At 64.1% G+C, this 3773-nt stretch carries 6 protein-coding genes; 5 read left to right on the forward strand and 1 reads right to left on the reverse strand.

The genetic code is table 11. The features are described from left to right. The first annotated feature begins 275 nt into the window (after positions 1-275). The 3 genes from G5S38_RS15205 (at position 276) to G5S38_RS15215 (ending at position 1909) form a co-directional block, all read left to right on the forward strand. Complete coding sequence (locus G5S38_RS15205) at positions 276-680, forward strand: hypothetical protein (RefSeq protein ID WP_165070438.1); 405 nt, start codon at positions 276-278, stop codon at positions 678-680. A 93-nt stretch (positions 681-773) separates the two neighbouring features. After that, positions 774-1382: a class I SAM-dependent methyltransferase gene (locus G5S38_RS15210; RefSeq protein WP_165070440.1), complete on the forward strand. Its 609-nt coding sequence runs from the start codon at positions 774-776 to the stop codon at positions 1380-1382. A gap of 47 nt (positions 1383-1429) precedes the next feature. Continuing rightward, entirely contained in the window at positions 1430-1909 is a 480-nt protein-coding gene (locus G5S38_RS15215; protein WP_165070449.1) for a GNAT family N-acetyltransferase, read from the forward strand. Between the two features lie 73 nt (positions 1910-1982). Here the strand turns inward: G5S38_RS15215 and G5S38_RS15220 are convergent, their stop codons facing one another. Then, positions 1983-2309 carry a hypothetical protein gene (locus G5S38_RS15220; protein WP_165070443.1) on the reverse strand — a complete coding sequence of 109 codons (327 nt, stop codon included), beginning with the start codon at positions 2307-2309 and terminating at the stop codon, positions 1983-1985. A gap of 160 nt (positions 2310-2469) precedes the next feature. On the opposite strand from G5S38_RS15220, the gene G5S38_RS15225 reads away from it, so the two are divergent. After that, on the forward strand, positions 2470-3264 hold the full coding sequence (locus G5S38_RS15225; RefSeq protein WP_165070445.1) for a glycoside hydrolase family 32 protein: 795 nt from the start codon (positions 2470-2472) through the stop codon (positions 3262-3264). Positions 3265-3306: 42 nt separating this feature from the next. After that, a complete protein-coding gene (locus G5S38_RS15230) occupies positions 3307-3672 on the forward strand; it encodes a hypothetical protein (protein WP_165070447.1) in 366 nt (121 codons plus the stop codon). The last annotated feature ends 101 nt before the right edge of the window (positions 3673-3773 follow it).

Consider the following 3773-nt stretch of genomic DNA (forward strand, 5'->3'; position numbering starts at 1 on the left):
CGGTCATCGTGATGATGCCTTTCGAGTCGAGGTAAGAGACTTCTCGAAGGATCACACGGTGACCGCGTCCACGTCTTCACGACGAGCCGGGCCACCGCGGCTACACCACTATGCGGGACTCAACTGGTGACGGTTCCCGTTTCCGTGGCGTGGCGGCCGCGTCTGGAGGGGCCGGTGGGGCGCAGCCCGACACTTTGTTCGAGGGACCGTCAGTCGGAGGGGCTCGAAACGCGGGTATGGTCCGTCTGACGCGTGTAAAGAGGAAGCTGACCCATATGAATACAGAAGAAGACAACCCGTACAAACTTAGGTTCGCCAACCGCGACGCCTCTACAGCTGACCGAAAAGGAGCCGACCTGCAACCGTTCGGCAACGTCTCCGACCGCGATCTCGTGACCCTCGCAGACACGCTCTGCCGCTCGCTGGAGTTCCATTCCATGCTGGTGGCATCGAAGGTGCTACAAGAAATTGACTCCCGCAATCTCGCATCTGCGGTGGAGGATCGACGAGCTCAGCTGCTGCAGGTATCGAACCCCAATGCCCCTCAGAGCGAGCTACGGCGCGTCGCGGCGGAACAGATCCAGCGGTTCCGCGGCGAGAACTTCCCGGTCGAGCCCGAACGGGTCAACGAGGACCCGCACGACGCTGCGAACCGATGGAACGGTTACATAGCGTTCTGATCACCGTCGTGAATCCCTCTGTGCTCGGGGACCCACGATCGCGCACATTGCTCGCTGGCGTGACTGCAATTCAGTTTGCCTAGACTCGACGGCATGGCCATCGAAGCTACTCGCGCCGCGTATTCGCGGAGGGCGGCCGAGTACATAGAACTCTTGGGTTCGATGGATGCGGTCCACCCATCAGACCTGCAGATCGTATCCACCTGGGCGCGCGCGGTCGACGGCCCGATCATCGACGCCGGTTGTGGCCCCGGGCATTGGACGGACTTCCTGGCCACCCAGGGCTCGGTCGTTTGGGGTATCGATCAGGTGCCCGAATTCATCGCTCACGCCTCAAGCGCATATCCCACCGTCGACTTCGCCAATGGGAGCCTCGAAGGCGTCGATGCGGGCTCCGGTTCGATCGGTGGAGTGCTGTCGTGGTACTCGCTCATTGACTACGAGCCGAGCGCAATCCAAAATCCCTTGCGTGAGTTCAGCCGCGTGATCAAGCTCGGAGGCGCACTGCTCATTGGCTTCTTCGAGGACTCGTTGGTCAACGAGTTCGCGCATGCCGTCGCGCCGGCGTACCGGTGGCCCGTTGACGCCATGAGCGCGGAGCTCGACAGCGCAGGCTTCGACGTCCTCGAGTCGACCGTGCGAAGGACGACGGGGGAGCGGGCTCAAGCGACGGTGAGCGCCCGTCGCCGGAATGGTCTCTGACTCATCTGCGATAGGAACATGGTTCACCTGTGACTCGTTTTGGCAGGATGCCCCGCGAGCTGTCCACTGAACGACTTACGTTGCGCCCGTTCATGCCGGACGACGTTGACTGGCATCTCGGACTCCTGGGGGAGCGCGATGCGCCCGCACCCACTCGCGCCGAGAACGAGGCTGCAGTGCTCCACGCGTCCAGCGCGTGGACGGATGGTGGCATTGCTCCCTACGTCGTAACGGTGACGAGAGGCGCGCAAGCCGTTGGCTATTGCGGCCTCATCGTCGGGCGCGCCACATCGGACGCTCCGGGAATCGCGTATGAATTGTTCCGTCGCGATCACGGCAATGGGTACGCGACGGAGGCGGCGACGGCGGTAGTCGCCGCCGCCGGTACTGGACGAGCGCGGTTGTGGTCGACAGTTCGCGCGTGGAATGTCCCCTCCTTGAACGTGCTGGCCAAGCTCCAGTTCAGCCAGGACCATTCGACCTTCGATGACCGCGGAGAACTAATCTGGCTCAAACGCGAACTGTAGAGGGACCCGTCACCAGAGGCTCTCTGGCACGATTGACCCGCTCGTTCCGCCGTTGCGTCTGCTGCAGCATCCATCACTTGACCTCGAAGCGGATCCAGCTGTCTGGCGGAAGGTCGGGCCGGTCGGGCACCGGTAGGCGTTCGAGTGTCCAGCCGTTGTCGGCGGCGGAGGCGACGGTACGCCAGAAGGCTGCTGCGGTCTTGTTGGCGTCCTGGAATGCGACATTCCACCGCCCGGGATGCTGTCGGGTGATCGTGTCGACTGCGGTGCGACCGTGCCCGGCACCTCGTGCGGCGCGGACGAGGAAGAAACTGCTGACAACCCGCTCGGGTCCGTTCGCGTCACGGGTGATCGCAAGGCCGACCGGCGAGGTGCCGAGTCGCAGCAGGTAGCAGGACATGTCGGGGTGCTGACGTCCTTGAAGAGTTCCCGACCCACCGGGCGCCGTGGGTCCCGGTGGGTCGTGGCCTTGTTATAAAGACTGCGGCGATCCTGGGCCAGTACCCACCACGCCCCAGGGCAACACGCCCGGCATCCGACACCCCCACCCGAGGTAGCCCATGAGACCCCAGTTCCACTTCACCGCCGCCGGCTGGATCAACGATCCGCACGGGATCACCTACGCCGATGGCGAGTACCACTCGTTCTTCCAGTACGTTCCGGGATCCACCAGTTGGGACCTGGGCTGCCACTGGGGTCACGCAAGCGGGGTCGACCTGTTCTCCCTGCGTGAGCTGTCGCCCGCGCTGTCACCGGGAGACGGTGATGACGACATTTGGTCGGGGGCACTCATGGTCGGGCATGACGACGTGCCTCGCATCTTCTACACCTCCGTCTCGGCGGATCAGCCAGCCGTCGGACGCGTTCGGGTGGCCCACGCGGACGGCCCCGACTGGGTGCAGTGGACGAAAGGACCCGTAGTGGCGACTGCGCCGACGGCGACCGGTATCACTGCCTTTCGGGACCCCATGGTGGCGGCTGATGGCTCGGGATGGCGGATGCTCGTCGGGGCCGGGTTCGAAAACGGGGTCGCCGGAGTCGTGGGGTATTCGTCGTCAGACGGAGAGACCTGGAGCGACGGCAGCCTGGTGGTGTCGCGTTCGGGTGCAGAGGTCGATCCGGTCTGGAGCGGATCGATGTGGGAATGCCCCCAGATCATCGAAGTCGATGGTCACCACGCCCTCATACTCTCCGTGTGGGACGACGACGTGCTCCACGACGTGCTGTACTCACTCGGCACCTATGAACGAGGCGTGTTCTCGCCGCGCACCTGGGGGCGCTTGAGCTTCGGGCCGTCGCTCTATGCGGCGACTGCTTTTCGCGACAGACAGGACCGCGCCTGTGTGATGTTCTGACTCCGCGGGGTGTCTGGCGACGGGTGGACGGGAGCGCACTCCGTGCCGTATGTCGCGGCCATCGTAGGGGACCGGTTATCGCTGAGCCCGCACCCTGATCTGGACCAGTATCACGAGGCCGCTGGCGAGACGGGAACCGCCGTCGACATCCTCTGGCCGACGCACGCCAGCTCAACCGCGCAGGTCGTGCGGTCGGGCACGGAAATTCTCGCGCTGGAGAAGTCCGCGACCGACGTGAGCATCCGATTCGACGGGCAGGTCCACACGGTTCCCTGGGATGGCGACATTCGAATCATCCTCGATGGCCCCATTCTCGAACTGTCATCACGGGCTGGCGTCTTCGCCTGCCCCATCGAGCCGCTCCAGGGTGAGTGGCGTCTGGAAGTTGAGTCCCGCATAGTGGTGTAGCCGCGGTGGCCCGGCTCGTCGTGAAGACGTGGACGCGGTCACCGTGTGATCCTTCGAGAAGTCTCTTACCTCGACTCGAAAGGCATCATCACGATGACCGC

It is taken from the genome of Marisediminicola senii (assembly GCF_011057645.1).
GTDB classification, from domain to species: Bacteria; Actinomycetota; Actinomycetes; order Actinomycetales; family Microbacteriaceae; genus Marisediminicola; species Marisediminicola senii.